This is a genomic window from Brevibacterium sp. 239c, assembly GCF_900169365.1.
In the GTDB taxonomy this organism is placed as follows: domain Bacteria; phylum Actinomycetota; class Actinomycetes; order Actinomycetales; family Brevibacteriaceae; genus Brevibacterium.
Genome location: NZ_FXZH01000002.1, coordinates 288,693 through 314,060 on the forward strand (window position 1 = coordinate 288,693; position 25,368 = coordinate 314,060).

General features: G+C 61.2%; 23 protein-coding genes. 13 read left to right on the forward strand and 10 right to left on the reverse strand.

Translation table 11 applies throughout. The features are described 5' to 3' along the window. Window positions 1-46: 46 nt before the first annotated feature. Window positions 47-1,267, reverse strand: a complete 1,221-nt coding sequence (locus BSP239C_RS03135; RefSeq protein WP_101570147.1) for a TIGR03364 family FAD-dependent oxidoreductase — start codon at window positions 1,265-1,267, stop codon at window positions 47-49. 224 nt (window positions 1,268-1,491) lie between these two features. Between BSP239C_RS03135 and BSP239C_RS03140 the strand changes: the two genes are divergently transcribed. Genes BSP239C_RS03140 through BSP239C_RS03150 form a run of 3 tightly spaced genes read left to right on the forward strand, consistent with a single transcriptional unit; the run spans window position 1,492 to window position 4,154 of the window. After that, entirely contained in the window at window positions 1,492-2,259 is a 768-nt protein-coding gene (locus BSP239C_RS03140) for a GntR family transcriptional regulator (protein WP_101570148.1), read from the forward strand. Window positions 2,260-2,317: 58 nt separating this feature from the next. Beyond that, entirely contained in the window at window positions 2,318-3,709 is a 1,392-nt protein-coding gene (locus BSP239C_RS03145; protein WP_101570149.1) for an FAD-dependent oxidoreductase, read from the forward strand. Between the two features lie 49 nt (window positions 3,710-3,758). After that, complete coding sequence (locus tag BSP239C_RS03150) at window positions 3,759-4,154, forward strand: MmcQ/YjbR family DNA-binding protein (protein WP_101570150.1); 396 nt, start codon at window positions 3,759-3,761, stop codon at window positions 4,152-4,154. A gap of 98 nt (window positions 4,155-4,252) precedes the next feature. On the opposite strand, the gene BSP239C_RS03155 is transcribed toward BSP239C_RS03150, so the two are convergent. The 3 genes from BSP239C_RS03155 to BSP239C_RS03165 all read right to left on the reverse strand — a co-directional run bounded on the left by BSP239C_RS03155 (window position 4,253) and on the right by BSP239C_RS03165 (window position 6,768). Continuing rightward, complete coding sequence (locus BSP239C_RS03155) at window positions 4,253-4,795, reverse strand: M20/M25/M40 family metallo-hydrolase (protein ID WP_145997400.1); 543 nt, start codon at window positions 4,793-4,795, stop codon at window positions 4,253-4,255. Continuing rightward, window positions 4,723-5,445 carry a M20 family metallopeptidase gene (locus BSP239C_RS03160; RefSeq protein WP_145997401.1) on the reverse strand — a complete coding sequence of 241 codons (723 nt, stop codon included), beginning with the start codon at window positions 5,443-5,445 and terminating at the stop codon, window positions 4,723-4,725. Before BSP239C_RS03160 ends, BSP239C_RS03155 begins: the two co-directional genes overlap by 73 nt. A gap of 99 nt (window positions 5,446-5,544) precedes the next feature. Then, window positions 5,545-6,768 carry a hypothetical protein gene (locus BSP239C_RS03165; protein ID WP_101570153.1) on the reverse strand — a complete coding sequence of 408 codons (1,224 nt, stop codon included), beginning with the start codon at window positions 6,766-6,768 and terminating at the stop codon, window positions 5,545-5,547. Between the two features lie 478 nt (window positions 6,769-7,246). On the opposite strand from BSP239C_RS03165, the gene BSP239C_RS03170 reads away from it, so the two are divergent. From BSP239C_RS03170 to hutH, 3 genes are all read left to right on the forward strand, one after another. Next, complete coding sequence (locus BSP239C_RS03170; RefSeq protein ID WP_101570154.1) at window positions 7,247-8,035, forward strand: IclR family transcriptional regulator; 789 nt, start codon at window positions 7,247-7,249, stop codon at window positions 8,033-8,035. Between the two features lie 201 nt (window positions 8,036-8,236). Then, window positions 8,237-9,457 carry a cytochrome P450 gene (locus BSP239C_RS03175; RefSeq protein WP_257930054.1) on the forward strand — a complete coding sequence of 407 codons (1,221 nt, stop codon included), beginning with the start codon at window positions 8,237-8,239 and terminating at the stop codon, window positions 9,455-9,457. Between the two features lie 92 nt (window positions 9,458-9,549). After that, a complete protein-coding gene (gene hutH / locus BSP239C_RS03180) occupies window positions 9,550-11,241 on the forward strand; it encodes a histidine ammonia-lyase (RefSeq protein ID WP_257930055.1) in 1,692 nt (563 codons plus the stop codon). Between the two features lie 76 nt (window positions 11,242-11,317). On the opposite strand, the gene BSP239C_RS03185 is transcribed toward hutH, so the two are convergent. After that, complete coding sequence (locus tag BSP239C_RS03185; protein ID WP_101570157.1) at window positions 11,318-12,436, reverse strand: PDR/VanB family oxidoreductase; 1,119 nt, start codon at window positions 12,434-12,436, stop codon at window positions 11,318-11,320. Window positions 12,437-12,675: 239 nt separating this feature from the next. Between BSP239C_RS03185 and BSP239C_RS03190 the strand changes: the two genes are divergently transcribed. Continuing rightward, window positions 12,676-14,226 carry a sodium:solute symporter gene (locus BSP239C_RS03190; protein WP_101570158.1) on the forward strand — a complete coding sequence of 517 codons (1,551 nt, stop codon included), beginning with the start codon at window positions 12,676-12,678 and terminating at the stop codon, window positions 14,224-14,226. A gap of 98 nt (window positions 14,227-14,324) precedes the next feature. Continuing rightward, entirely contained in the window at window positions 14,325-15,176 is an 852-nt protein-coding gene (locus BSP239C_RS03195; RefSeq protein ID WP_101570159.1) for an aldo/keto reductase, read from the forward strand. Window positions 15,177-15,268: 92 nt separating this feature from the next. Here the strand turns inward: BSP239C_RS03195 and BSP239C_RS03200 are convergent, their stop codons facing one another. Then, complete coding sequence (locus BSP239C_RS03200; protein WP_101570160.1) at window positions 15,269-15,919, reverse strand: TetR/AcrR family transcriptional regulator; 651 nt, start codon at window positions 15,917-15,919, stop codon at window positions 15,269-15,271. 129 nt (window positions 15,920-16,048) lie between these two features. On the opposite strand from BSP239C_RS03200, the gene BSP239C_RS03205 reads away from it, so the two are divergent. After that, window positions 16,049-16,996, forward strand: a complete 948-nt coding sequence (locus BSP239C_RS03205) for a ketopantoate reductase family protein (protein ID WP_101570225.1) — start codon at window positions 16,049-16,051, stop codon at window positions 16,994-16,996. Here the strand turns inward: BSP239C_RS03205 and BSP239C_RS03210 are convergent. Beyond that, a complete protein-coding gene (locus tag BSP239C_RS03210; RefSeq protein WP_101570161.1) occupies window positions 16,946-17,590 on the reverse strand; it encodes a TetR/AcrR family transcriptional regulator in 645 nt (214 codons plus the stop codon). The genes BSP239C_RS03205 and BSP239C_RS03210 overlap by 51 nt on opposite strands. Before the next feature lie 137 nt (window positions 17,591-17,727). Here BSP239C_RS03210 and BSP239C_RS03215 point away from each other — a divergent pair, with 137 nt between their 5' ends. Continuing rightward, window positions 17,728-18,828 (forward strand): P1 family peptidase, encoded by a 1,101-nt coding sequence (locus BSP239C_RS03215; protein WP_101570162.1) that lies wholly within the window; start codon window positions 17,728-17,730, stop codon window positions 18,826-18,828. A gap of 45 nt (window positions 18,829-18,873) precedes the next feature. After that, a complete protein-coding gene (locus BSP239C_RS03220) occupies window positions 18,874-20,316 on the forward strand; it encodes an APC family permease (RefSeq protein WP_101570163.1) in 1,443 nt (480 codons plus the stop codon). 57 nt (window positions 20,317-20,373) lie between these two features. Here the strand turns inward: BSP239C_RS03220 and BSP239C_RS03225 are convergent, their stop codons facing one another. Then, entirely contained in the window at window positions 20,374-21,672 is a 1,299-nt protein-coding gene (locus tag BSP239C_RS03225) for an Nramp family divalent metal transporter (protein ID WP_101570164.1), read from the reverse strand. A gap of 51 nt (window positions 21,673-21,723) precedes the next feature. Further along, window positions 21,724-21,978, reverse strand: coding sequence for a hypothetical protein (locus BSP239C_RS20425; RefSeq protein ID WP_145997402.1), 255 nt, complete (start codon window positions 21,976-21,978; stop codon window positions 21,724-21,726). A gap of 80 nt (window positions 21,979-22,058) precedes the next feature. On the opposite strand from BSP239C_RS20425, the gene BSP239C_RS03235 reads away from it, so the two are divergent. Next, window positions 22,059-22,694, forward strand: a complete 636-nt coding sequence (locus BSP239C_RS03235; RefSeq protein ID WP_101570166.1) for a hypothetical protein — start codon at window positions 22,059-22,061, stop codon at window positions 22,692-22,694. 74 nt (window positions 22,695-22,768) lie between these two features. Beyond that, window positions 22,769-24,409, forward strand: coding sequence for a PepSY domain-containing protein (locus tag BSP239C_RS03240; protein ID WP_101570167.1), 1,641 nt, complete (start codon window positions 22,769-22,771; stop codon window positions 24,407-24,409). On the opposite strand, the gene BSP239C_RS03245 is transcribed toward BSP239C_RS03240, so the two are convergent. Then, window positions 24,309-25,025 carry a VanZ family protein gene (locus BSP239C_RS03245; RefSeq protein ID WP_101570168.1) on the reverse strand — a complete coding sequence of 239 codons (717 nt, stop codon included), beginning with the start codon at window positions 25,023-25,025 and terminating at the stop codon, window positions 24,309-24,311. The genes BSP239C_RS03240 and BSP239C_RS03245 overlap by 101 nt on opposite strands. Between the last annotated feature and the right edge of the window lie 343 nt (window positions 25,026-25,368).

A 25,368-nucleotide genomic window follows, 5' to 3' on the forward strand; every position in this document is an offset into this window, starting at 1 on the left:
ATTCTTCGACAACCCGAAACGACATGTCTATACAATTCGCGCCTGTTCATCGGGCGGACATGACAACTTCATCGGCGGTTGGGGTGCTCGTCGTGAATGTGGCTGGCGTCTCAGCGAGAGGTTCGGATTCTGCGGACGCTCCAGTTCCGGCACCACTGTCGAGTGGGAGGTCGTTGAGGATGCGTCCTGCGATGCCGAATGACAGGGTCATTCCCACCCCCGAGGTGACCGCGGCGACCGTTGTCTGGTCGTCGGGGCGCTCAAGGATGAGATTGGTGTTGGTGCTGTTCGTGTACTGCCCGAGCCAGCGCTGGAGAACGACAGGTTCCTCGATGCCCAGGAGGGTGGTGGCCCTGTCCAGCAGGAGGTTCGCGATGCCTTCGTCGATGAAGGGCTCGGGGCTTAAGTCATACGCGTGCGAGTCCCCGATGAGCAGTCCGCCCGGTATGTCGGTGACCATGAGATTGGCGATCGCGTCGACGAGTTCCGGCTCACGCTGGGCGAGATCCTCACGCAGGGCGGCGGCTCCCGGCATCGCGGCGAAGCCGTCGTAGCGGGCCATTGAGGTGCCTGTGAACATTGCGAACCCAGAGGGCAGGTGCTGCGGGCGGTCGATGAGCGACATGACCAGGGTGCAGATCCGCACCTCATGGGCGTCGGCGATGGCGGGAAACAGGGCGGACAGGCCAAGGCCGGGGCATGCGACGACCTGATCGGCGTGGAAGTCCCCGCGGTTGGTGGACACGGTGCCTCCGGCCACCTCGGTGACGGTGGTGCTCCAACCGAACTCGACGCCCTCGCGGGCCAGCCACGTCGCGAGCGCAGGTGCGGCCTCACGCGGGTTCACGCGCATGTCCAGGGGCAGGTGAGCCCCGCCGATGGCGTGAAGATCAGGATTGCCGATGGCGTCGGCGACCTCCCCGGCATCGAGCATCTGCACCTGATCCGAGCCTCGGTGGGCGGCGAATTCCTGCAGGATGTGAAGCTCGGGCTCGGTCATGGCGGGGGCGAATGTGCCGGTTTCGGCGGCCCAGATCCCGGTTGCTGCGGCAGCTTCCTGCCAGCCGGCACGAGATGCCATGGCTAAGGGTTGGATTTCATCGGCCTGCCCGGTGAAGCAGGCGTGACCGAAGTTCTGGATGGAGGAGCCGACAGGTCGCGCAGAGCGGTCGATGATGCGGACGGTACGGCCCTGTCGGTATGCGAGGAATGCGGTGGCCAGGCCCAGGATTCCTGAGCCGACGATGATGAGATCAGTTTTCGGCATGTCCCCATCCTGTCCGCTTGTTGCCGTACGCTGAGTACATGTATGTACAAGTTCGGTGATTGTTCACCTGAAGTTGACGTTGTTCCCTGCGGGCGGCGTTCCCGGTTCATCCGAGACGGATAGGAAGTAGGAGATGCCGCCGCCCGAGCAGCACAGCAATACAGGCACAGCAATACAGTTGGAAGCACTTGTCCTCATCCCCGACGCAGACGAGACCTGTACAGATGACACAGCAACGCACGCGACAGCAATACGACGAGATCGCCCACTATCTGCGAACAGCCATTCGCGAAGGGTATTTCCAGCCCGGCGACGAGCTGCCCTCAGAGGCGGAGCTGACCCGCAAATTCACCACCTCCCGCGGCCCCGTCCGGCAGGCCATGTCGACCCTGCGGACCGAGGGGCTGATCTCCTCCGGGAGAGGGCGTCGGACGGTCGTCCTCGACAATGTGCCCACCCAGTCCTTCGACGACATCATCTCCTTCTCCCAGTGGTGCCACAATGCTGATATCGTTCCAGGTCAGCGCACCCAGTGGGTCACCCGCAGGCCCGCCGAGAAGTCACTGGCCGCGAGCCTGAGGATCTCAGACGGAGACCCGGTCGTCTCAGTCTTCAGGCTCCGCCTCATGGACGATGTGCCCACCATGGTCGAGCGATTGAACTATCCACTGGAAGTCGGCCGTCATGTGCTCGCCTTCGACACCGACTCCGGCTCGATCTACCAGGAGCTCATCGACCAGGGTGTCGACATCAGCCGAACGTCGCGGACCATCGATGCGATCGGAGCCAATGAGGACGACGCCGCTCTGCTCGAGGTCCCCGTCGGCACGCCGCTGCTGCGGGTTCGACGTCGCGCATTCACGAGCACCGGCGACCTGATCGAGTCCTCGGATGACCGTTACCTCCCGTGGAAGGCCAGCTTCACGATGAACTCCACCCGCGGCAATCCCAGCTCGATGGCCCTGACATCGAGTCACCTCGGCGAGTTTTGAGCTTTACCTGGCCGGAGTAGTCTGGCCAGACCGAATCATCTGCTGGAAGGAACCGATCATGGTCGAGAACACAGTTGATCAGCACGAACACGTAGACCTCCTCGTCATCGGATGGGGCAAGGGCGGAAAGACTCTCGCCGGCACCATGGCCCGAGCCGGAAAGCGCGTCGCAGTCGTCGAGCAGTCCGATGCCATGATCGGCGGATCCTGCATCAACATCGCATGCATCCCCACGAAGATCCTCGTCCACGACGCGGAGAACAAACGCGATGGCGATGACACCGACGAATATTTCGCCAAGGCCGTCGAACGCCGCGACACCCTGACCGGGGCGATGCGGAAGAAGAACTTCTCCATGTTGAACGACCTCGACTCGGTCCTGCTGGTCTCCGGACGTGCCGAGTTCACCGGCGAACGCGAAGTCCTCGTCACCGGCGGTGAGGATACGATGACGATCACCGCCGACACCGTCGTCGTCAACACCGGTTCGATCGCGAACATCCCACCGATCGACGGGGCGACGCTCGGCGGACGCATCTATGACTCCGAAGCCCTGCAGCACGTCTCGCCATTTCCCAAGCGCCTGGTCGTCGTCGGCGGTGGCTACATCGGACTCGAGTTCGCGTCGATGTTCACCCACTTCGGATCCCAGGTCACCGTCCTCGACCGGGGCGAACGTCCCCTGGCCAGCGAGGACGCCGATGTCGCCGAGGTGGTTGCCAAGGCCCTGGCCGATGACGGCGTCACCATCGTCAACGAGGCCTCCGTGACTGCCGTCGCCGATGGCCCCGACAAGGCCACCGTGACGTATGAGGTCGGAGGTGAAGAGAAGACCATCGACGCTGAGGCTGTCCTCCTGGCCGTCGGTCGTGCGTCGGGAACCGAGGGCCTCAACCTGGACAAGGCAGGCATCGAAACCGACAAGCGCGGCTTCATCACCGTCGACGAGCACCTGCGCACCTCAGCCGAGGATGTGTTCGCCGCTGGCGACGTCAACGGCGGACCCATGTTCACCTACATCTCCCTCGACGACAACCGCATCCTTGCTGATCAGCTGCTCGGCGAGGGCAAGCGCACGACCGAAGACCGGTCTGCCGTGCCGTTTACGATGTTCCTCACCCCGCCCGTGGCACGTGTGGGGCTGAGCGAGGACGCCGCCCGCGAGCAGGGCTATGACGTCATGGTCGGGGCGAAGGCGATGGCCGACATCGCGGCGGCACCGAGGGCGAAGATCGAAGGTGACCCCCGCGGCATCGTGAAGTTCGTCGTCGACGGAAAGACTGACCGCATCCTCGGCGCGGCCCTCGTCCATGTGCATTCGCAGGAGGTCATCAACACCGTGGCCCTGGCGATGCGCCACGACGTCACCGCGACTGAGCTGCGCGACACGATCTACACCCACCCCTCGGCGACGGAAGCACTCAATGAGGTGCTCGGGGTCGTGAAGTAAAGAGGGAAAAGCTGGGCCCATGGGCTCACACTGCGCGTAGTGTGAGCCCATGGCACATCCGCAGATGTTCGATCCTGACGACCCACTGCTGGAGCGGGTTCGCAGGGCCGCATTGAGTCTTCCCGATGCTCAGGAGAAGGTCTCGCATGGACGGCCCGCGTTCTTCACGAAGAAGGTCTTCGCCCATTATGGCGGCACCCGGAAGCACGTGACCGGGGAGATGGAACAGCATCCGCAGGCGGTGCTCATCCTGCCCGAACCTATGCACGCCGAGGTGCTGATGGAGCGACCTGATGCCTTCGTGCCCATGTACCTGGGTCCCGCGGGGTGGATCGGTCTGGAAGTTGCTGAACTCTCCGAAGAAGAGCTCCTTGAGCTGCTCACCGACTCCTACCGGAACACCGCGCCTGCAAGGCTGGTCCGACAGCTGTCCACGGACGACTAGGGGCTCCTGACGCAGGATCTTCTTTTGCGAAGTCAACACCGGGGCTTCTGCATGCTACTGAATGTGACAGGGCAGAAAGTTGGGGTAATTGAACCCGATTAGGACTCACGAAACCACGCCGCATTGGTCAGAAACTCTGTGACATCGTCTATCGAGGAGTCGGCGAAAGAAGCGCGTGGCGAGTGATTTGTTTCACTTGCTTTTTCTTCCGGCTCTGCTCCGATGAGGGCAAATGTACCTGGAACTTCGGCCAGGACATGAGCAAAGTCTTCCGATGCGGAAAGCGGTTCGACGAGCTCACGGGCTCGGTCCGGTCCGAAGACTGATTGGATGACTGTCCGAGAGTAGATGGCCTCTCTCTCATCGTTTACTGTGACCGGATAATCAGGCATGACTTCGATTTCCGCTTTCAGGCCATAGGCCTCGGCAGTCGAATGAGCGAGTTGCTGAACTGCTTCGAGCAGGCGGTGCTTCACCTCGGGCGAAAAGCTCCGTAACGAGATACGCATTTCTGCAGTTTCGGGAATTATCACTGAACTGTTGCCTGCTTGAAGAGATCCAAGGGTTGCTACAACTGGTTCAAAAGGTCCGAATTTTCTTGCAACGATGGTGTTGAGGCCCAGTCCGATTTCACAAGCCACAGGTACTGGGTCAAGGGTTTGATGTGGGAGGGAACCATGGCCCCAATACCTCGGATGACTATTCTCACTTCGTCGCAACCAGCCATGACCGTGCCAGGTCGAATGTACCAGGTTCGGGGTTCCAGCGTTCCTGAGAACACATGCACGCCAAAAGCCGCTGAAATCGGCCGCCCTGCGCTCCTAAGTACACCATCTTCGATCATCCATTTCGCGCCCACATATTCTTCTTCGGCAGGCTGAAACATGAAGACGACGTCACATTTCAGTTCTCTCCGGTTCGCATGAAGTAGATGAGCTGCGCCGACTAGGCCTGCAGTGTGAACGTCATGTCCACAAGCGTGCATCAATCCTTGAATTCGAGATGCATACCCAATTTCGACCTTTTCTTCTACAGGCAAAGCGTCCATGTCAGCTCTCAATAATATGACTGGCGCGTCAGGATTCGAACGGGGGGACCGCAGAACCGCAACAATTGAAGACTGGCGAGTGCCCGTAGATACTTCAAGCGATTCGAGCCCGTTGATCGACTTGAGAACGCTTGCTTGGGTTGCGGGGAGGTCGGTGCCAATTTCGGGATTCTGGTGAATTTCATGTCGAAGTTCACGAGTGATCTTTTGTACTTCCGGGGTCACACGTAGCGGGTCAGTCAATTCGGCTCCTTTGGTTTTAGCCCGGTGCTGGTTTTCATCTCAGCGGGATCAATTGAGCAGATAGGTTCTATTGGGGTCTGTCCGATTTGACTCGTCAGTTCACAGAGTGCTCATTAGTACGGAGGCAACTACAACCGATCCCGTCGTCACGGTGGTGAAGCCGCCAATCAATAAGGGTGGGAAGATGTGGTTGAGAAGAGCTTGCCGCTCTGTTTTATTGCAGGTGACAGCTTCGGAAACTTCCTTGCAGATGATGAAATCTCCTGGGAAGCCGAAAAGTGCAGTCAGAGCGACCGGTGTGGCCAAATTTCGATCCAGCCGAAGTAGCTTGGCGGTAGCGGAGCCGCCAATCATGATGCCAATCGGGCCAAGGACCAAGATCACGAGAGTCGGCAGCAAAGCTTGAAGCAAATTTTGCGGGGTAACAGTGCCGACGGCAACGATGACCACCAGCGTCACAGTCGTAGTCGCAAAACCGAAGCTTCCTGCCTTATCGAGCGAACGCGCGGGAAGTATCCGGAAAGCTCTGAGCGCGAAGCCTATAACGAGGCACCACAGCGTGTAGCTGATGCCTGTAGTTTCCCCAATCCATGTGGCTGCCAGCGTTCCGGCCACCAAAATCGCGAGTATCACCGCGGGTGAGTACATTTGGTTTGGGAAAAGTGGCGATGGCCCGTCATCCTCCACGTCTGGTTCAGTTGGGGGCGAACTAAGAGGAGTCGGCGCAGAACCGCCAGAGCTGGTGGTTGCGCCCGCCAGTGCGGTGACATGTGCTGATTGGCTTCTAGATTGGGCGATCCATTTGATGGCGTATCGACGGAGAAATAGCATCGCGATTGGTAGGCCGATCAACTGTTGCAGCGCGAGGATCAGCGCGGGGATTGGCACCAAGTTTTCCAATCCGATTTCGGTCAGTTTGTTGGTGGATATCAAAGTGGCAATGAATCCTCCGGCTACAGGGCCAGCTCCAGCTACCGAAGCATGATAGCCAATGATGAAAGAACCAACTCCGACTACCAGCAGCACCGCCCCGAGCATGCCGGAAAGTGCGACAAGCACGTACTTGTACTGAACCTTAAGGGTTGATAGCGGCATCATCGTTCCAAGATGCATGATCAACAGTCCCGTCAGGAGATTTCCGACAGCAACTAGCGTGTGCTGGTCAACGGAATCTTGGCTGAAAACCCCACACCAAACTGCCGCTAGGTACAAGCCCATGCTTATCAGTAGAGAGGGAACGCGGGCGCGTGTAATAGTTGCGAGGACTTCTCCGACTGCCATGCAGGCGAGTAGGCCGAGGGCGACAACGAGCGGTTCGTACATGGCACTCCTTCGTGTTGGTACGTGGTCGGGCCCAATCCTGTGGGAAGTGATGCTCTGTTCTCAAACGCAATTCTCATCCGCTGGGAACGATCTGTTGCCTCCGAGGTTTTCGGCGTCTTCCCCAGGCGGAGCGCGGTGGCTCCTCGGGGTTGATGCCGTGGCGTTCTTATGTGTTTCAGCTCCCCGTAAACGCAAATTCGTAGCGACTATCTATTGAACTGAGTGAATGCGAGCGCAATGAAATCGAGGCGATAGCGCACCACATGGCGACCGGGCCCGCCATGTGGTGCCTGCCTCTGTGTTCGCAAAACTCATTGAGCTATTCGTCCTTGGCTGAGGTCGTGGCAGCAAAGCGTTCACCCTCCCGATGGCCAGGGCGGGTATGGAGTTCGTCTATGTAGGACGAGGTCGGTCTGCAGATATGATCACTTTGGCGGTTAGCGCCGTACCTGAACGCCCCAATTGACTCGAGGTCCCGATGGCAGAGCTGCCAGATCCAAGCAAGAGAATTCGCCCAGCAAATCGTTCTAGCTTTGATCCCGACACGGCGGGACGCGACACCGCACTGGAACGCGGACTGCGGATTCTTTCGGCCGTTGCAGAAACAGGTGAGACCAACGCGAAAAGCCTCGCTGCAACTCTCAGCCTTCCACTGTCGACGACCTATCGATACCTCAAGACACTGCGCGAATTCGACCTCGTCGAAGAATTTGGAGGACGATACTTACCCAGCGCCCGCTTGAGCTCATGGTCGGGTGCCGCGACAACCCGATCGTATTTGCTTGACGTCGGCAACAAGTTCCTCCGCGAATTGAGCGAACGCAGCGGCAGAACTTCAGTCCTGGCAGTGAGAGAAGGGCGCAGAGCAGTGTGTCTGAGGCAAGTTGCCCCCGACGAAGACGCGGAAATTGCCTTTCGCACCTACGAGGTCCTTCCTCTGGACAGCGGTGCCGGACAACGAGTATTGCTTGCTCACGCTCCCACACAGATTATCGCTGAGGTTGTCGACGGATCTCACCATTCAGAGGAAGCTCTTTTAGCCTCGCTTCGTCGGATCTGCACCGATGGGTTCGCCTACTCTCAATCCGAAATGGGCACCGGCGCGAACGCCCTTTCATATCCGGTTACCGTCCGTGGTGAAGTCCTGTGCTCCCTGACGCTGGCAGGACGCTCCGAACGCTTCGGCAATGTGACGGCAGCATCGCTCAAACCGGTCCTTCTCGAGGCAGTCGAAGCGTTAAGGGCCGAGCTACTTGAGGTGTGCTGACCTCCGAGTCCGGATTCCCACCACGTGAGAATTCGATTCGCCGGAAGATGTCCGACTTCCTAATCTGAAGGGAAGAAGACCGTACAACCCTGTGCCGCGACGTCGGGCGACAGGGCCCGGTTCGGTTCGCTGGAGAACGAGCAATGGAGGTCATCCATGGTGAACACATCGACGGAATCAACTTCAACAGAGTCCACTGCAGTGGACACTCGAAGCAATGAGATTCGGATTTCAGATATCCCCGTCCTCAATGAAGACCCCTATTCGCTGGAAAACCTCGCCGACCCCTATCCGTTCATGAGCCGCTTGCGAGCACGAGGTCCCGCCGCCTGGTTGAGTGAATATGAGGTGCCTGCTTTCGGCCGGGATTCCGAAGTGCGCGAAATTCTTGAAGATCATCGCACATTTATTTCCGGGGCAGGAGTTGGCAGCGTCAACATCCATCACAACCCGCCCCTTCGCAAACCCGGAATCCTTGAAGTCGATCCGCCCCTGCACACTCGAATGCGGATGGCGATGGACGGTGTCATCACGCCGCGAAAACTGCGGCCGAGGCGGAAGGACTTCTCCACTTACGCGAAGACCGCCATCGACGAGATCCTGTCAACCGAGAATGGTGAATTCGACGCCGCCCGTCTGGCTGAGCAATACGTGCTGCGTGTCTTCGGCGATGCGGTCGGCATTCCCCGTGAGGGCAGAGCAGAGAACCTCCTAGTCCAGGGAGCGGCGAACTTCGCCACCTTCGGACCCCAGAATGAGGTCGCCAAGAGGTGGATCGCCGAGGCTGAAGGAACCTATGACTGGGTGCTGGCGAACTGTGCCCGCGAGGTCCTCGACCCCTCCGGCATGGGAGCTCAGCTGTGGGAATTCGCCGACTCTGGAGAGATCTCCCCCGAAGAGGCCACACTGCTGGTCAGGGCGCTTCTGTCGGCCGGTTTGGACACGACCATCTATGCGATCACGAATACGCTGAATACTCTGGCTCGTCACCCCGACCAATATGCGAAGATCCATGCTGATCCGCGACGAATGCGCTTCGCCATCGACGAGTCTTTTCGGCTCGAAAGTCCCTTCTATGCTTTTTACCGCACCACGTCGAGAGACACGGTGCTCTCCGGTGTCGAAATACCTGCCGAGACAAAGGTTCTCGTGTTTCCCGGTAGCGCAAACAGGGACGAGACCAAATGGGGAGATGACGCCGACGTCTACCGGTACGACCGAGACTCGAGCGGACACCTGACCTTCGGCATGGGGATCCACCAGTGCGTGGGCCAGCCAATCTCACGTATGGAGATGGAAGCCTTTCTTTCCGCATTCGTTACCCGTATTGCGAGTCTCGAGCAAACAGGGCCCACCGAACGGCTTATCCATACGACGTTGCAGAGCTATGCGACGGTGCCGCTAAAGGCACATGCGGCCTGAACCGCGACCGGCGCACTGAGACCCCAGCGATCAAAACCCAACGTTCACGCACCCAGCACCCGAAACAGACCACCCCTATGAGAGGATCCGACTTGATCGATACCGCCGCTGCCTGCACCCGTGACGAATTTCCCGGAGAGGATCTCGTCCTCGGCCTCGAACCTGCCACTTTGGAAGAGCTTATCGATGTGGCTCGGTTCCGGCGCCGCATCCGGCTGGCTCCCGAGATCGAGGCCCACTGTGCCAAATCACGAGCATGGCTCGATGACGTCATCGCTCGCATGCGCGCCGGTGAACCTGTCGAGGCGATCTACTCGGTCAATACCGGTTTCGGTTCGCTTGCCGGTCGACAGGCCTTCCCCTCGGCAGATGATGCTGCCGAGCTCTCCAGACGCCTCATTCTGGCGGATGCCTCAGGCGTGGGGCGGGTCGTCGATGAAGAGGTTGTGAGGGCGACTATGTTCATCCGGGTCGTCTCCCTCACGCAGGGGTACTCGGCGATCCAGTGGGCACTCGTTGAGGGCCTCGTCGCCATGCTCAATGCCGATGTGTGGCCAGCCGTTCCCGAATACGGCTCGCTCGGAGCCTCGGGCGACCTCATTCCGCTGGCCCATATCGCACTCGTGCTCACTACCGCCCCTGACGGCAGCGACGAACCTGAGAATTCCGGGGAAGCGATCGTCGACGGCCGGATTGTGTCGGGACATGAGGCGATGTCCATGGCCGGACTCAAACGCATCCCCGTCGGCGCGAAGGACGGTCTCGCCCTCCTCAACGGCACGTCGTTCTCGCTCGCCCAGGCCGCACTCGCTGTTTGGGACGTGCAGGGCGCACTGCATACCGCTGAGGTAACAGCTTGCATGTCGATCGAAGCGCTGTTGGGATTCGGCGATGCCTTCATCTCCGAGCTTCATGAAGCTCGCGGCCAGAAGGGGCAAATCGAGGTCGCCGAGCGCATGCGCGAATACATGCACGACTCGCATCTGACGACGGGGGACAGAGACAATGACCCCCAGCGTCAACCGCCCCAGGACGCCTACTCCCTTCGGTGCGTGCCCCAAGTGTTCGGTCCGATTGCCGACACTCTCGACTTCGCGTTCGGGATCATCGAGCGGGAGATCAATGCAGCCACGGACAACCCGCTGGTGTTCCCGGATCTCAACCGTGATCTAAAAGCCGTCTCGGGCGGAAACTTCCACGCTGAATACGTTGCCTTCGCCGCGGACTTCCTCTCCATCGCAGCCACCGAGATCGGCAACATCACCGAACGTCGCATCTTCCGGCTCGATGACGGCACTCTCAACCGAGGCCTGCCGGACATGCTCGTCGACTCCGAACAGGTAGGACTCGACTGCGGTTTCATGCTCCCGCAATATCTGGCCGCCGCTCTTGTCTCCGACTGCAAGACCTTGGCACATCCTGATTCCGTGGACTCGATCCCCACCTCGGCGAATCAGGAGGACCACGTGTCTATGGCGAACAACGCCGGACGGCACCTGCGGCAAATCGTGGCCAACGTCGAAGTCGTCGTCGGCGTCGAACTTCTCATGTCGGTGCAGGCACTCGAACTGCGGGTGCAGGCAGGACGGCCCGATGGCACTCCGGTGTCTGAATCAGAATTGTCGGCGACAGCACGGAATGTCTCGGCGATGCTGCGGTCGACCTCGGACAAGCAGGGGAAGACCATCGCCCACCTGACCCGCGACGTCGTTCTTTACCCGCAGGTGCGCACGGCAGCGGAGCTGGTCAAGCAGCGCGCAGTATTGACGGCAGCTCGCGGCTGAGATTCCCGGTGCCCGGTGACAGTTGCCGACTGCAACTGTCACCGGACCCTACTCTGTAGAATTCCGAATCGACGCCTCAGAGGTCCAAGGCGATGCGCTTCCCACAGGCTCGGGAGACACAGATCATCATCGTCTCCTGCGCCGCGTGCTCTTCATCCGAGAGCACGGAGTCCCGGTGGTCGGCGCGTCCGTCGAGAATGGCGGTCTCACAAGTGCCGCAGGTGCCCTTCTGACAGGAACTCAGGGTGTGCACACCGGCTCGGTTAAGGGCGTCGATGATTGTGCATTCGCTCGGCACCTCGACCTCGGAACCGTCCCCGAGCTCAACGATGAAGGCCTCATCTATTCCTACGGACTCCGTGCCGGTCGCTCCGTTGGTGGCTGAATCCGATCTGGAAACGCTCGACGCGGCACTGCTGAGACCTGAACCCACCTGCGTCGAAGCACCCGCCTCGTTGTCTTCGTCGAAAGCCTCGCTGATCACGGAAATGCTCGGGTGCTGTTCGAACCCGACTTCGAGGGCTCGCATCAGGGGCACCGGGCCGCAGGTAAACACAGTGGTCGGCTCGTTCCTTGAGGAAGCCCAATCCTCCACCGCGGATACGACATCTGGTCGTCCGGCTGCCTCGGTGATGTGGACCGTCACACGACTCGAATCGAATTCTGTAACAAGGTCATCAGCGAAAGCCATCGATTCCTGCTGACGGCCGACGTAGAGCAGATGCCAGTCCCGACCTGACGAAGCGGCTGCGGAGATCATCGCGGTCAGTGGGGTGATGCCGATGCCGCCGGCGACGAAGTACGCCGGGCCGGTGCCGCCGTAGCCAAAGGTGTCGCGGGGACCACGGATGAGCAGAGACGTGCACGAATCGAGATTCTCGTGCAGCCAGGCGGACGCGCCGCGGCCGTGGCGTTCCCGTAGCACAGCGACCCGCAGGCGATTGGCTGCGCCCGCCAGTAGCGAGTAATGACGGATCGCAGGGCCGTCGGGTAGGGGAACTGCGACCTCGACATGTGAGCCTGGAACGGAAGCTGGGGCCACTTCGCCGGGGATGAGATCGATGCCGAGCACCTCGGAAGCGAGCGTTCGAATGCGGTCGACCGGCACAGGGCGAAACCCCTGGCGGATGAGCATATCGAGGTCGATGCCGTCGAAATCACCGATTGCCGGGCTGCCGAGTAGGGTCACCGTCATTGGTCCTCCAGACTTCAGGGCCTTTCAGCTTTGTCGCTTGGGCCATGTACAAGACACCAGTGTGGACAGGTTAAAGAGAGACCCGCGATCTCAATTCTCACGTGCCGGGAATCATGGTTGTCTCGATCACTGTGGTCGCAGAAGAGTAGCCGTCAACCGTCAGCGGTGAATGCGGCGACGCAAAGGAGCCTCCGCCTCTCTGCTCACGGTGACAAAACTGTCTGCGGAAGGAAACAACGATGTCTCCCTTTTGGCTCATGGGCGCGCTCGCCGCCTACTTTCTCATACTTCTCGGTGTCTCCTTGTATAAGAGGCGCACCGGCAATGAAAACGATTATTTCCTCGGTGGGAATACGATGCCCGCTTGGATGCTGGCGATGGCGTTCGTCGCCACCTGGTACGGCGGCAACTCGGCGCTCATCTCCGTCGACGCGGCGAACACCGAGGGGATGGGTTCGTGGTGGGTCCTTGGCGGACCCACTGTAATCGCTGTTATCGCACTCTTCTTCCTCGGGCCGATCATCCGTCGTGCGGGAATGCTGTCCCAAGATGGGATCATGACTGCACGGTACAACAAGGTGGCGGGGACTGTGCTCTCCATCGTCACCGCGATCTACCTGATCGTGTGGGGTGCGAGTCAGATGGTGGCCCTTGGCCTGTTCTTCATGGTGTTTTTCGAGATCAGCTTCATCTGGGGAGTCGCCATTGCCATTGCGTTCTCGCTCGCTTACGCGATGATCGGTGGATTCCGGGCCGTCGTGCTTACTGAGACAGCACAATTCGGATTCTTCATGCTCGGACTCATCGTCACCTTCGTGGGTGCCGTTATCGTCTCAGGTGGTCCAGATGCGATTATCCAGACGATCGAAACGAAGCGTGATGCGGCATTTCTCAACCTTTGGGAGGGCTTCGGCCCGAACCTCGGGTACGTCATCGCCTTCGGTCTGGCATTCACGATTGACCCGGCGGCTTGGCAGCGTCTGCAGGCGACGAAATCCCCAAAGGAAGCGAGAAGCGTCACGGTACATGCGATGGTGTACTTTCTTCCGCTGTATTTCCTCGTTGTCTTTGCCGGCATCGCTTCGATCGCCGCATTCAATGAACCGCCTGAGCAGGGGGTCGTTGCCACGCTGGCCACCAGCCACTTCCTACCGATCTTCGGAGTTCTGGTCTTTATTGGCATCGCCGCAGCGATCATGTCTACGATCTGCACCACTCTCAACTTGTCCTCGCTTTACCTCACCGAGCTGACGACGAAGGCTTTGCACCGCGATATCGAGGACAAGCAGAAGGTGTGGATCGCTCGGGGCGCAACATTGGTTGCGGCGATCGTCGGCTTCGTCGTCGCTGTCCAGCTGCCGAGCGCGCTGACTCTGCTGGCTCTTGCTTCCGAGATGCTGGCGGCTGGCGTCTTCTTCCCACTTGTTCTCGGGTTTTTCTGGCGCCGTGCGAACTCGGCCGGAGCTATTGCCTCGATCATCGGCGGCGGGGGATTCATCCTCTATGGGTTCCTTATCGAACTCGGCATCCCTCTGCCGTCTTTCTGGGGTGAAGGATCGGTGACCAGGGTGCTCATCGGTTTGGGCGCAAGCCTAGTCCTCTATGTAGGAGTGTCGCTGTTGACCCCGGCCGAATTCGCGAAAGCTGATGCCTTCGTTAACCGGAGCCGGAAGACTCTAGTTCGCTCGACGATTGGAGGAACTGATCCCAACGGCGCGGGGCGGGGAGGAACGAACGGAAACGGAAGAGAACCCGAGGCCGACGAACTTGATGCCGTGAATAACAACTGATTGCATTCGTCTCACTCTGGTGTGATCGGGCCCGATCGGTTCTTCTGGTCGGGCCCGTACTCTGGCCGGAACCACCTCGGCGGTCATAGGGTTGGGGCATGTCTACCTCAGAGCACAGCTCAGCGATTCCGACCCTTGAACTCAACGACGGCGCGAGCATCCCTCAGCTCGGCCTCGGCACCTACGCCATGCATGATGCCGAGGGAGTCGGCGCGATCATCGCCGGCATCGACAACGGCTACCGTCTGCTCGACACTGCGGTCAACTACGAGAACGAGCGCGAGGTCGGCCAGGCCGTCATCGACTCCAAAGTCGGTCGCGATGAACTCTTCATCACCAGCAAGATTCCGGGCCGACACCACGGTTTCGACGAAGCCATCGCCAGCACCGAGGAATCCCTAGCTAGGCTCGAACTCGAGCGTCTCGACCTGCACCTCATCCACTGGCCCAACCCGAGTGTGGGCAAGTACGTCGACACCTGGCGCGGCCTCATCGAGCTGCGCGAGCGCGGACTGGTGACCTCGATCGGAGTCTCGAACTTCACCGAGGCGATGCTGCAGGAGCTCATCGACGAAACCGGAGTCACCCCGGCGGTGAACCAGATCGAACTCCACCCCTATTTCCCGCAGAGCAAGCTCATCGACTTCCACAAATCCATCGGCGTCCAGACCGAATCCTGGTCACCGCTGTATCGCGACCAAGGACTGTTCGATGAGGCTCCCATCGCCGAGGCGGCGGCTGCTCACGGGGTCGAACCGGCCCAGGTTGTCCTCCGCTGGCACCTCGAGGTGGGCAGCCTGCCGATCCCGAAGTCCGCGACGCCTGAGAGGCAGAAGCTCAACGCCGACATCTTCGGCTTCGAACTCACCCCCGCCGAGGTGGCCGCCATCTCCGGTCTCGAGCGCGGCCGGATGAAGGACCGTGACCCCCTGAGTCACGAAGAGATGTGAGACCTCAGAGCTGACCGGCGGCCGTGGTTCCTGCCGACCTGTGCCCGTCCCTGCCGACCTGTGTCCGTCCCTGCCGAGTAACCGCCGACTGGTCACGCGGAGGGGAGGACCTCGTGCAGACCCATGGTGCTCGGTCGCGGCAGAGGAGACTGGGGGCGCGCGGCATCGGTGGCGAAGATGCGCAGCAGGTAGGCGACGAGCCGTCGTGAGAGATCGGGGGCGTGCTCTTCCGGTGCTTGGCTGAGGCCGCCATTGGCGAGCAGAATCATCGTGATGTCGCTGGGAGCGAAGTCGGGGCGGAGCTGTCCGCAGTTCTGAGCGCGACGGACGATCTGTGCGAATCCCGCCTCAGCTTCCGTGCGCTTACCTGCGATGTCGACTCCGTCGGCGGCCGCGGAGAGGAACGCCTGAGTGAAACCGCGGTCCTCGATCTGCATTCGGCACACCACCTCGATGAGGGTGCAGAAGCCATGCCAAGGATCGGGGTCGGCGATCGCTTCTTCGAGGACGGATTCGCAGCGGTCGAACTGAGTGGCGAAGACCTCAGCGATGAGTGCCTGACGGTCGCCGAAACGACGGAACAGTGTCGCCGCTCCAACCTCTGCGCGACGAGCGATCGCTGTCATAGGCACGTCGATACCGCGCTCCGTAAAGAGCTCGTGGGCGGCGGTGATGATGCGATCGCGGTTGCGGGCGGCATCCGAGCGCAGCCTTGAGCGGTCGATCTGAGTGGGTTCGGCCATATCTTCTCTCACTTCCAGAAATACGGAATGTCTCTTCCGCTTTCCTGCTTAGTCTAAGTGAAAAGCACCTTCCGTTTCAGGGAGGTTGAGTCACTGTCCGGCGCACTGCCGGAGAAGAGAGGGATGCAGATGAAGATTCTCATGTTCGGGCGCGGAGTGATCGCGACGCAGTACGGCTGGGCGCTGGAGAGGGCTGGCCACGATGTTGACTTCTATGTCCGTCCCGGCCGATCGGCCGACTTCGGTCCCTACGTTGACCTCGAGATCAGAGATGGGCGACAGCGACGGGTCAATCGGCAGGTCAGGCAACGCTGGGCCATTACGATGCGCGAGGAGCTCAGCGCTGACAACGATTACGACCTCGTCATCCTCAGCGTCAATCACGACCAGCTGGCCGGCGCGGTTGAGTTCCTCGCCCCGCGCCTCGGGGATGCGACCCTACTCGTCTTCAACAACATCTGGGTCGAGCCCACACAGGCGGTAGCCGGCATTCCGCGGGATCAGATCGTGTGGGGATTCCCTGGAGCCGGTGGTGGGTACTACGGCAGCACTCTGCGCGGCGGCATGGTCAAGAGTGTCTTCCTTGGCCTCATCGATTCCGACGTACCCTCGGAGCGACACAAGGCGGTGCGGAGGCTCTTCGCCGGTGCCGGCTTCTCGATCTCAGATGTAGCGGACTTCAGGAGTTGGCTGTGGTTCCACTTCATCCTCGACGCCGCCATCATGGTCGGAATCCTCCGCATGGGCGGCTTCAGTCAATACGCACGATCGCGTTCGGCCATCAAGGAGTCGGTGCTCCAGATTCGCGAGATGATCGCCGTCCTCGAAGCGAAGGGTGGGACTCCGCGGCTGGGAGCAACCGCCATGCGCCGACTGCCGGCCGGACTCATCGCCTTCGGCTTACAGAAGGTGCTCGGCGGGAACAATGACTTCAGCTATCTCATGGAGCAGGTGATAGACAGCGGGCACGGCAGCTACGACATGACGAGCATCTATCCCCGTGACGTTCTCAGAGACGCCAGGCGGCTAGGAGTCTCGGTGCCGCGTTTGACCGCTCTGGAGCCCGTGTTCAAGTGACTGCGGTCTGACAGAGACCCTGACGAAGTCCTTCATGAGGTGCAGCGCCGTCGTTCGGGATATGAGCGGATCCCGAGCGGCGATGCGATAGCCCAGATAGTCCTCCATCGACATCAGGGTCATCGCAATGTCTCGTGCTTCCTGCTGCAGGTCGAAGTCGCCCGCGCGAGCGCCCGCCGCAAGGAGGGACTCGTAGAGACCGACTTGGCGATGGTAGATGGCTTGAACATCGGAACGGTTCTTGAGATCGAAGCCCGCATCGAGAATTGCCATCCAGATGACTCGCCATTCAGCGTCCTCGGGGCCTGTTGGCAATCCGGCCTCGATCACGGCTACCAGCTTCTTCTCGTGTTCGGCGATCGTGTCGATGAGCGTGAGGCGGTCTTCGTAGAAGCGGACGTTTGAACGCGCCGCGAGTTCGGCGGTGAGACTCTCGATGTCGGAGTAGTAGTACCTGATCGCATTGGAGGTCACGCCGAGCCTGTCTGCCACCTGGGCGAGGCTCAGCTGTGCAAGATCCGTCTCCCCGACGAGTGAGATCGCTGCCCGGAGGATATCCTCCCGACGTTGCGCTTGAGTGATAGGCCGCGCCATTGTGCCTCCCCGCTCTCCTCGTTCGGCTGCTGAGTCTCCAGGTTACCGACTGCGCAATGAAATTCCGGTCGAGGGGTTGTGCTCCACGCCATATTCAGCCATTATTTTCACAATAGGAAAATAACTGGAGGATAATTGTGAGAGCTCGTGATCTCGGCATTGTGGTCGGCACCCATCGGACCGGCACGCTCAATGCAATCACCGATGTGCCCGGGGTCAAGCTCGGTTATGCCACCCTCGGGGGAGCCCCCTCCGATGGGGAGAAGACGACCGTGAACACCGGAGTGACGACGATCATCCCTCACGAGGACATCTGGACGGAGCCCGTCTTCGCCGGAGCTCATCGGCTCAACGGCAGCGGTGAGATGACCGGACTCGAATGGATCAGGGAGGCCGGAGAATTGACGTCGCCGATCGCCCTGACCAACACTCACAGCGTCGGACTCGTTCGCGATGCGCTGGTCAAGGAGCAGGTGGCACACCGAGGTCCGGGACCGTACTGGTGCCTGCCTGTCGTAGCGGAGACCTATGACGGGTTGCTCAATGACATCAATGGTCATCATGTTCGTGAGGAGCACGTATTCGACGCACTGCGTACCGCCTCATCCGAGTTGCCGGCGGAAGGCAATATGGGCGGCGGCACCGGGATGATCTGCCACGAATTCAAGGGTGGATCGGGAACGTCGTCCCGCGTCCTCGACACCGCCGCCAGCAGCTACACGGTGGGGGTGTTCGTGCAGGCGAACCACGGCAGGCGAGAGCGACTGAGCGTTGAGGGTGTTCCGGTCGGGCGACGCATCGGCGCCGAAGTGGCCCCAACTCCGGACGCCCCGACCAGTTTCGAACGTGGATCGGGATCGATCGTCGTCATCGTTGCCACCGATGCGCCCCTGCTCCCGCATCAATGCACCCGACTGGCCCAGCGCGCCGCGCTTGGGGTCGGCCGAATGGGCGGGACCGGTGAACAGTACAGCGGTGACCTGATGCTCGCATTCTCGACTGGAAATCGTGGCATCCCGCCTTATCTGTGGGACGAGAACCCGCAGGTCGAGCGGGCAACGGTCGAGCTGTCGATGATCGCTCCGCAGCTCATGACCAGCTTCTTCGACCTCGTGATCGAAGCGACAGAGGAGGCCATTCTCAACTGCCTCGTGTCCGCTGAAACCGTCACTGGGCCGACCGGAATCACAGCACATGCCATCGACCATGACCTGCTGAAGACAGCCATGGCCAACTGACCGAATGCTGAATCGAATCAACCATTGAGCATCTAGGAGGTCGCCATGGGAAGCACCGATTCGAAGAACACCCATCAACCGGCACAGCTGACGGGTCGACTGGGAACCATGGGCATCGTCTTCATGGTTGTCGCCGCGGCAGCACCATTGACGGTCATCGGTGGCAATATGCCGCTGGGGATCGGACTCGGCAACGGGGCGGGTGCTCCCGTCGGATTCCTCATTGCGGCCTTGATCCTGCTCCTCTTCTCGGTCGGATTCGTCACGATGGCCCCTCATGTTCGTGAGGCCGGGGCCTTCTTCTCCTATGTGACGCTCGGACTCGGCAAACGGGCGGGAATGGGCATCGCTGTCGTGGCCCTTGTCGCCTACACGGCAATCCAGGCCGGCATCTACGGGTACATCGGATGGGCGATCGATGACACCGTGCGCTTCTACGGCGGACCGTCCATCCCGTGGCCCCTCTATGCCCTGTTCACCCTGGCGATCGTCGCATTCCTCGGATATCGTCATATCGATCTCAGCGCAAAGGTCCTCGGTGTTGCGCTCGTGGCCGAGATCGGGATCGTCCTCGTCTTGGACTTCGCCATTCTCATCAACCCCGGCCCGGCCGGGATCACGGTCGAGTCGTTTGCCCCAGACACGTTCCTCGACGGCGCCATCGGCGTTGCCATCCTCTTCGCCCTCACCGGTTTCATCGGTTTCGAATCCACGGCTGTCTTCCGCAATGAGGCGCGGTCACCGGAGCGCACTGTTCCTCGTGCCACCTACATCGCCGTGCTCATCATCGGCGGGTTCTATGCCTTCACCTGCTGGGCATTCGTCGTGGCCATCGGCCCTGACACTATCGCCGAGGTGGCGCAGCGGACCCTCGATGGTGAAGCGAACATGCTGCTCGATACAACGAATGATCAGTTGGGCCATGTCGGTCGGGACCTTGTCAACGTTCTGCTTCTCACCAGTCTCTTCGCCTGCGTCCTCTCCTTCCACAACGTGATCGCCCGCTACCAGTTCGTGTTGGCAGGAATGAGGGTCCTGCCCAAACCTCTCGCCAGGGTGCATCCGAAACATCACTCCCCATCGGTGTCCTCCCTTGTTCAGACAGGGACGGTCATCATCCTCGTTGCAATCTTCGCCATCTTCGGTGTGGATCCGCTGGTGGGTGTCTTCGGTTCGATGGCTGGAGTCGCGACCGTTGGGATGACTGTTCTCATGTTGTCGACTTCGATCGCCGTGATCGTCTTCTTTGTCCGCAATCCTGCGGCCCGCGCCGGTCGAAGGGGGCGGACGATTCTCATTCCGATACTTGCCTCTGTGGGGCTTCTTGCCGGCATGGGTCTCGTTCTGTCGAACTTCACTCTTGTCACCGGCGGCAGCGCCCAATTGAGCGCCGGTCTCGCTGCGGTTCCATTCGCCGCACTCATTGTGGGGTGGTTCATCGGAAGGGATCGCCGAGGTGCAGCCGAAGCGCCGTCGAATGTGAGCTGAGTTCCGCCGGGCCGTCGGACTGCCGAGCCGCCGGGCCGTCGGCCGGCCTCGGCCGGCTCAGCTCGGTGAGAACGCTCCGATGAGCTCGTTGACGCCGAGGGCGAGGAACATCGCGGCGATGAGTCCGAGGATGATGTTGAGCACCCAGCCGTTGCGCCACCCCTTCGGCATGTGCCGACCGTTGAGGAGCAGTAAGAGGGTGATGGCGAGGAAGGGCATGAAGAACGATCCGAGCACGCCGTAGGCGATGATGATGCTCACTGGTTTTCCGAGCAGGAGCAGCAGCATCGGTGGGAAGGTGAGCCAGAGGACGTAGAACTTGTAGTACTTTCCGCCCGAGGCGCGATCAGGGTGGTCTTCATCCTTCTTCCGCAGCCGACCCCAGAAGTCGGCGAACATGATCGATACACCGTTCCACACGCCGAGGACGGAGGAGAACGAGGCCGCCCAGAATCCGAGGAGGAAGAGGTTGCCGACGAATCCGCCGTAGCGATCGGTGAGGACGTCGGAGAGCTGGACGAGGCCTTCGTCTCCGGCGTCGATGGCGATGTTCGCCGAGTACAGGAGCTCGGCGCCGATGATGAGCATCGAGACGACGAAAACGCCGGAGAGCACGTAGGCGACAGTGTTGTCGATGCGCATGACGCGCATCCACTTCGGCTGGTACCAGCCCTTCTCCTTGAGCCAGTAGCCGTAGGCGGCGAGCGTGATCGTACCGCCGACCCCGCCGGCGATGCTCAGAGTATTGATGAGGCCGCCCTTGGGAATGAGAGGAACGAGTCCTTTGACTGCTTCCAGGAGATTCGGCGCAGCGAATGCGGCGGAGCCCACCACCGTGACGAACATCAGACCGACGAAGAAGGCGACGAGCTTTTCGAGCGTGTGGTATCTGCCCACCCAGACGAGGGCGGCGCCGACGAGCCCGGAGAAGATCGCGTAGACGATGAAGGGGATCTGCGGGAACACGGTGTAGATCGGCAATGCAGACGCGGACATCGCCGTTGCGCCGTAGACGAACCCCCAGACCAGGATGTAGGGGCCGAAGTAGATCGACGTCCATACGCCGAGTCTGCGCCAGCCTTCGAAGATCGAATGTCCTGTCGCCAGCGACCACCGTCCGGCACCCTCGACGAGGAAGATCTTGATGACCACGCCCGCGATGACCGCCCAGAGCAGGGCATATCCGAATTTGGAACCGGCGACGAGGGTGGCGACCAGGTCGCCTGCGCCGATTCCGGTGGCTGCGACGATGAGGCCAGGCCCCAGGAGCCTCCACTTGGGCGGCGCTTCATCGGTTGTGTTGCCCTCGGCGCTGGGGCCGTCCGGGCGGTCGTTCGGGGTCTGCTCTTCGTCCATGAGAGTCATCCTCGGAGTAGTGATCACGGTCACGATCTCGTGTCCACTACCTTACATGGGGTCGGGGTTGTTGCTCCCAATCGTCGGGTTCGATAGGTCGACGACGCTCTCGGAGACCCCGGCTAGGAATTCTTCGCCGAGTGTCGTCAGCGAGAGTTTCTTGCGCTTGGCCCCGGTCCGCGGGGCGCTTGTGTCTGCGCTGGCCAGAAGTCCCGAGCCCTGGAATCTCTTGATGGTCGGCGAGGAGGCTGAGGATGACCGGGGTGAGCATCGACTTCTTGTGATTTCTGCGGGGGTGGTATCCATACAAGTGCTGCACCAATGGTTCACTGCCTGGTCCAGAGGCCCTCAGGGTGAGGCAATCGTGTGAGAATAGTCGTGTGAAGATGGAGGCCCGACAGCGGCGTGCCCTGAGGGGCAGTGCGGCCGCATCATTCGCGACCTTCGTGGCTCTGACCTCCCACGTCATCGGCGGCGGCTCACTGCCCACCATCATGGGGCTCATCGTTCCGCTGGTGCTCTCGATCCTCGTCTGTGTTCTCCTCGCCGGACGGCGACTCTCGCTGTGGCGACTCTGTGTTTCGGTCTCAGCCAGCCAGGCTCTGTTCCACCTTCTGTTCTCGGTGTTCGCCCCCACCGCCTCGGCGCCGGGGGCGGTCAACGCCATCGAACGGCACGGTATGCACCATGGGGGAGCCGGCGGACTGATGCCGGGTCCGATGGCTGACTCCGTGGCCCCCGGCCACGCGATGCACTCCCACGCCTCACTGCCGATGCTCCTGGCCCACCTTGTCGCGGCCGTGCTCACCATCGCGATGATCTACTGGGCCGAGCAGCTGCCGGCAGCACTCGCCGAGTTCGCCCGCCTGGTCATCCGCGCGCTCGTGCCGGTCCTCGCCGTCATCCGCAGCATTCCCGATGGCCCGCTATCTCAACCTGCCATCGCCGAGGTGGTTCCCCGTACCCTGGGGGTCCTCCGTTCACCGGTCCTTCGGCGCGGACCACCACAACCAGCTTTCTGACACTCATCACCCCCGCATCAGCGAATCGACGCTGGTGTGGGCTTTGCTGACCATTCTTCACAGAAAGCTTCACCATGACCATTCCTTCTTCGCCCCTGCCCGAAGCCTCGGGCGGCAGCCCCAAACCAAGCAGCCTCAAACTCGACAGTGCCGGCAGTCGGCACTCCAGCAGTTCTGAAGGCCGGCATCCCGACAGCCCCAGCGTCCCTGACGTGAGCAGGGCACCAGGGTCCAGGTGGTTCACCCAGCTTCTGCGCCGGCTGCACTTCTATGCCGGCATCTTCGTCGGCCCCTTCATCCTCATCGCCGCACTCAGCGGCGCCCTGTATGCGATCAGCCCTGAGATCGAACAGCTCGTCTACGCCGATGAACTCACCGCCTCGGCGAGCGATCCCGCCCTGCCGTTGGCCGATCAGGTCACGGCCGCGACGGCCTACACCGGGGGAGGGGAGACTATCAGTGCGGTGCGCCCGGCACCGGAGCCCGGGACGACGACCCGGGTGATGTTCGATGACCCGAACCTGGGCGAGAGCGAGTCCCGGGCGATCTTCATCGATCCCGCCACCGCCGAGGTGAAGGGTGACCTGACCGTGTACGGGACCTCGGGATCCCTGCCGTTGAGAACCTGGGTCGATCAGCTGCATCGCAGCCTTCACCTCGGCGATGTCGGTCGGTACTACAGCGAGCTCGCCGCGTCCTGGCTGGGCATCATCGCCGTCGCGGGATTGTGTCTGTGGGTGCTCCGTGCTCGTCGGGCGCGGAAGGCATCGTCACTGCTGCGGCCGTCGCGGAAACACAAGGGCCTTCGACGCACCTTCTCCTGGCACGCCTCGGTTGGAGTGTGGGCCGCGATCGGGATGCTGTTCCTGTCCGCCACCGGCATCACCTGGTCCCAGCTGGGCGGAGACAATGTGACGAAGCTGCGCGCGGCGCTGGACTGGTCGACGCCTGCGGTTTCCACGGAGCTCGGCGGGGAGTCTGCCGCGGGTACGAGGAACGGAGGCGGAAGGGACAGCCACGCCGAGCACGAAGGCCACGCCGGTGGCTCGGGGCATGAGGGCCATGCCGGGCACACAGGGCAGGCCGATGCGGCCGAGGCTTCCGGGCCCGATCCGGCGGACTTCGACATGATGCTGGCGATGGCGCAGGACGTCAACGTCAACACCGGACTCGTCGAGATCTTGCCGCCCGCCGATGAGGACTCGGCGTGGGTGGTCCAAGAGATCCAACGCAGCTTTCCTACCGAGATCGACGCTGTGGCAATCGACGCCGAGACCATGGAGATCACCGACCGTGTCGACTTCTCCGACTATGGGCTGGTCTCGAAACTTGCCCGGTGGGGCATCGACCTGCACATGGGGTCCATGTTCGGCCTGGCCAACCAGATCGTGCTCGTTGTGCTCGCAGTTGGGATCGCTTCGATGGTCGTGTGGGGTTACGTGATGTGGTGGCAGCGGCGACCGAAGCATGATCCGACCAGGAGGTTCGGACGGGCACCGGTTCGAGGTGCGCTGGCGGCGGCTCCCTGGTGGGCGTTTGTTGCAGTGGCGCTCGTCGCCGGGGGAATCGGGGTGTTCCTGCCGCTGGTGGGGATCAGCCTGCTCGGGTTCCTCATCATCGACGCGGTGCTCGGTCGTCTCGCCGTGCTGCGCGGGCGTCGACGATCTCGATTCCCGCGACAGCGCACGCGAGACCACGGTGCGAACAGGTGGTGAAGACCATGATGAAGGTGGCCAGGACCAGCCCGGTGAGGATGAGTCCCGAACCGGGGAATGGCCATTGGGTCAGGAGCATGTAGCCGCCGATGCCGAAGAGGAAACGCAGCGGTCTGGAGATCGCCGCTGGGAGGCGCGTCTGTGCGGCGCAGATGAGCACCAGACGCTCTCCCAGGGCGACTCCGCCCGACAGCACTGTTATCAGCTGTGCGAAGGGCGGAAGCAGGAATGCGATGTTCACGACGGAGTCGCCGGGTTCGGCGATCTCGCCGTCTCCCCGGAGCGTGGTGACGAAGACCCTGTACGCGGATCCATAGAGGCCCCAGATGCCCGAGAGCTGAATGAACTCGATGAAGGAGGAGATGGCGAATCCGGTGATGGTCGCCATGACGATCCCGCGACCGGCCAATTGGCGGAGGAACCATCCCAAGGGAGCGAAGAGGACGATGTTGAGAGTCGCCTGAAGCACCGCCGGGTTCGACATGAGAGCACTGATGCCGCTGGTGTCGAACCCGAGGATATCGTCGACGAACGGGAACGGTCGCAGCTGAATCGGTGAATATTCCACGTCTGAGCGCTGCGGGAACGGCGCGAGGGTGTAGGTCCACAGACCCATCGCGTAGATCGCTGCAGCAAACCACGATGCGGTGTGTCAGAAAGTCATCCCACCGAGTCGTCGGAAGCTGATGGCGACGAATGGCACGAAGGCCAGGACAGCTGCCCCGCATCCGACGAAGACAGCAATGATGGCGGGTGCGACGAAACTACTCACCGGAGCAGTCTATTGGTTCGCCGAAGTGGAACGTCGGTTCAACCGATGAGTGATGAGGCGATCGTTGGTCAGTCGAAGCTCACCGAGTTCCTGACCTGCCTCGCTCATGAGAACACCTGTGTACTCACTCTCGAACCACGGTGGTGAAAGATCAAGCAATCGGCCCAGCACCCCGCTCACCTTCACA

Bases quoted from the DNA above. Each gene is read 5' to 3' on its own strand.
- BSP239C_RS03135 (WP_101570147.1), bottom strand. From the start codon at position 1,267: ATGCCGAAAACTGATCTCATCATCGTCGGCTCAGGAATCCTGGGCCTG.
- BSP239C_RS03140 (WP_101570148.1), top strand. From the start codon at position 1,492: ATGACACAGCAACGCACGCGACAGCAATACGACGAGATCGCCCACTAT.
- BSP239C_RS03145 (WP_101570149.1), top strand. From the start codon at position 2,318: ATGGTCGAGAACACAGTTGATCAGCACGAACACGTAGACCTCCTCGTC.
- BSP239C_RS03150 (WP_101570150.1), top strand. From the start codon at position 3,759: ATGGCACATCCGCAGATGTTCGATCCTGACGACCCACTGCTGGAGCGG.
- BSP239C_RS03165 (WP_101570153.1), bottom strand. From the start codon at position 6,768: ATGTACGAACCGCTCGTTGTCGCCCTCGGCCTACTCGCCTGCATGGCA.
- BSP239C_RS03170 (WP_101570154.1), top strand. From the start codon at position 7,247: ATGGCAGAGCTGCCAGATCCAAGCAAGAGAATTCGCCCAGCAAATCGT.
- BSP239C_RS03185 (WP_101570157.1), bottom strand. From the start codon at position 12,436: ATGACGGTGACCCTACTCGGCAGCCCGGCAATCGGTGATTTCGACGGC.
- BSP239C_RS03190 (WP_101570158.1), top strand. From the start codon at position 12,676: ATGTCTCCCTTTTGGCTCATGGGCGCGCTCGCCGCCTACTTTCTCATA.
- BSP239C_RS03195 (WP_101570159.1), top strand. From the start codon at position 14,325: ATGTCTACCTCAGAGCACAGCTCAGCGATTCCGACCCTTGAACTCAAC.
- BSP239C_RS03200 (WP_101570160.1), bottom strand. From the start codon at position 15,919: ATGGCCGAACCCACTCAGATCGACCGCTCAAGGCTGCGCTCGGATGCC.
- BSP239C_RS03205 (WP_101570225.1), top strand. From the start codon at position 16,049: ATGAAGATTCTCATGTTCGGGCGCGGAGTGATCGCGACGCAGTACGGC.
- BSP239C_RS03210 (WP_101570161.1), bottom strand. From the start codon at position 17,590: ATGGCGCGGCCTATCACTCAAGCGCAACGTCGGGAGGATATCCTCCGG.
- BSP239C_RS03220 (WP_101570163.1), top strand. From the start codon at position 18,874: ATGGGAAGCACCGATTCGAAGAACACCCATCAACCGGCACAGCTGACG.
- BSP239C_RS03225 (WP_101570164.1), bottom strand. From the start codon at position 21,672: ATGGACGAAGAGCAGACCCCGAACGACCGCCCGGACGGCCCCAGCGCC.
- BSP239C_RS20425 (WP_145997402.1), bottom strand. From the start codon at position 21,978: ATGGATACCACCCCCGCAGAAATCACAAGAAGTCGATGCTCACCCCGG.
- BSP239C_RS03235 (WP_101570166.1), top strand. From the start codon at position 22,059: ATGGAGGCCCGACAGCGGCGTGCCCTGAGGGGCAGTGCGGCCGCATCA.
- BSP239C_RS03240 (WP_101570167.1), top strand. From the start codon at position 22,769: ATGACCATTCCTTCTTCGCCCCTGCCCGAAGCCTCGGGCGGCAGCCCC.
- BSP239C_RS03245 (WP_101570168.1), bottom strand. From the start codon at position 25,025: ATGGGTCTGTGGACCTACACCCTCGCGCCGTTCCCGCAGCGCTCAGAC.